Here is a 2,102-nt window from a genome sequence, read left to right on the forward strand (position 1 = left end):
GCCTGGCCGTCGAAGTCGAGCCCAGGCGGCTCTCGGCCAGCGGCGGGTAGACCTCGTGGGCTCCGAGAGAGAGCGCCTGGACGCGCGCGAGGAGCCTTCCGATCGCAGCACAGGCGAGGAACCGAACCCGTACCCGCGCTTCCTTCTTGGTTCCCGGCCCAAGGTTAGCTAGACTTGGTTCGAACCTGTCCGTCCGGAGGAACCATGCAGACCGTGAACATGTTCCAAGCGAAGAGCTCTTTGTCGAAGCTCGTGGAGAGCATCGAGAGCGGAAGGGAAGACGAGATCGTCATCGCGCGCCATGGCCGGCCCGCGGCAAGGCTCACGCGGCTGGAGGAAAGGCCGGCGCAGCGTCGCCTCGGGGTCGCCAAGGGGCAGTTCGAGGTTCCCGACGACATCGACGGCGACAACGAGACGATTGCCCGTCTGTTCCTGGGCGGCGAGCCGTGAGGCTCCTGCTCGACACCCACGTGGCCCTGTGGGCGATCACAGACAGCCCCAGGCTGCCCGCCGAAGTCCGCCGGCTCCTCCTCGCGCCCGCGAACGAAGTCTACGTGAGCGCCGCCTCGGTGTGGGAGATCTCCATCAAACACAGCCTGGGGCGGAGGATGCCGATCTCCGGAAGCCAGGCCAATGCGTACTTCGAGGAGGCCGGCTACGTGAGCCTGCCGGTGACCGCCGAACACGCGGCGCTCGTCGAGACCCTTCCGCCGCATCATTCGGACCCCTTCGACAGGCTTCTCGTCGCCCAGGCCCTTGCGGAACCGCTGCGCCTGATCACCCACGACGACGCCGTGGCGTCGTACAGCGACACGGTGTTGCTCTTTTGACGCGTTCTGCCCCCCGGGGAGGAGGGGCGCCGCCGCTCCCAGGCCGAGGTTGCCGAGCGAACCGGCTTCACCCAAGAACTCCGCAGCGACCTCTTGACCGGCCGGGCAGCAATCATGCCTGACGCGGCGTTTCGGCTGGACCGGGTGCTCGGCTCCACGGGCGTGAGGGGACGTAAGTGCAACCATGCATTGCCCGGTACGGTCGGGCGTGGTAGGGTGCGCGCATGCCCAGGCAAGCGAGACTCGACGCTCCCGGAACGCTTCACCACGTGATCGCGCGCGGGATCGAGCGCCGGAAGATCTTCCTCGGAGAGGCGGACTACGAGGATTTTGTCCGACGATTGGGGGCGTCCGTTAGCGTCGGAGGCACCCGGCTCTTGGCTTGGTCCCTGCTGCCCAACCATCTTCACCTTCTGGTCCAGACCGGGGAGGTGGCGCTGTCGTCCGTGATGCGCCGTATCCTGACGGGGTATGCCGTGTCCTTCAATCGGCGTCACCGAAGGCACGGTCACTTGTTCCAGAATCGCTACAAGTCGATCGTATGCGAGCAGGAGCCTTACCTCCTGGAGCTCGTACGGTACATCCATTTGAACCCCCTTCGGGCGAAAGGGGTCGCTGGCGATCTGGCGGGGTTGGCCCGATACCCATACTCGGGTCACGGAGCACTGCTGGGGACGGTGGAGCGGCCTTGGCAGGCTGTGGGGGAGGTTCTCGGGAGATTTGGTGCGGGGCAGGCGGAGGCTCGTCGGCGGTACCTGGAGTTCATCGAGAAGGGAGTGGGGCAGGGGCGTCGTCCGGAGTTGGTGGGGGGCGGTCTGCGGCGAAGCTGCGGGGGTTGGCTGGATGCCCGCTCGGGAAGAGCACGAGGGGAGCCCCCGGTGTATGACGAGAGGGTGCTCGGCAGCTCCTCGTTCGTCCACGACCTGCTTGCGGATGCGGAGTGGGAACGAAGACAGGCGCTGAAAACCTCACAGAAGCGCCCTTCTGTGGCGGATCTTACCCAGAGGGCCGCGCTGCTGGCAGAGGTTGGGCTGGAGGAGCTTCGGGGTGGGAGCCAGCGGGCGAGGGTGGTAGAGGCCCGGGCGGCTGTGGCGCAGGTTGCCGTGAGGGAGCTCGGTTACGCCGGAGCCGCGGTGGCCCGATACCTGCGAGTTGTCCCCTCCACGGTGAACCGGCATGCCGGTGGGGGGGAGCTGCGGCCGCTGGCAAACCGTCTGAGAGAGACTCTGGAGAAGTGATGCACAGTTGCACTTACGTCCCGTTTTTGGCGTT

3 protein-coding genes are annotated in these 2,102 nt (G+C 66.5%); all 3 read left to right on the forward strand.

Annotation, left to right across the window (positions count from 1 at the left end):
* Window positions 1-204: 204 nt before the first annotated feature.
* The gene (locus AB1578_23535; protein MEW6490871.1) at window positions 205-450 is read left to right on the forward strand and encodes a type II toxin-antitoxin system Phd/YefM family antitoxin; all 246 of its coding nucleotides are present in this window, start codon (window positions 205-207) and stop codon (window positions 448-450) included.
* Window positions 447-830, forward strand: a complete 384-nt coding sequence (locus tag AB1578_23540) for a type II toxin-antitoxin system VapC family toxin (GenBank protein ID MEW6490872.1) — start codon at window positions 447-449, stop codon at window positions 828-830. The genes AB1578_23535 and AB1578_23540 overlap by 4 nt, the downstream gene beginning before the upstream one ends.
* A gap of 224 nt (window positions 831-1,054) precedes the next feature.
* Window positions 1,055-2,068, forward strand: a complete 1,014-nt coding sequence (locus AB1578_23545) for a transposase (GenBank protein ID MEW6490873.1) — start codon at window positions 1,055-1,057, stop codon at window positions 2,066-2,068.
* The last annotated feature ends 34 nt before the right edge of the window (window positions 2,069-2,102 follow it).

The sequence above is a fragment of the Thermodesulfobacteriota bacterium genome, from assembly GCA_040756475.1.
Taxonomy (GTDB): Bacteria; Desulfobacterota; Deferrisomatia; order Deferrisomatales; family JACRMM01; genus JBFLZB01.

Coding starts and splice junctions, on each gene's coding strand:
- AB1578_23535 (MEW6490871.1), top strand. CDS start 205: ATGCAGACCGTGAACATGTTCCAAGCGAAGAGCTCTTTGTCGAAGCTC.
- AB1578_23545 (MEW6490873.1), top strand. CDS start 1,055: ATGCCCAGGCAAGCGAGACTCGACGCTCCCGGAACGCTTCACCACGTG.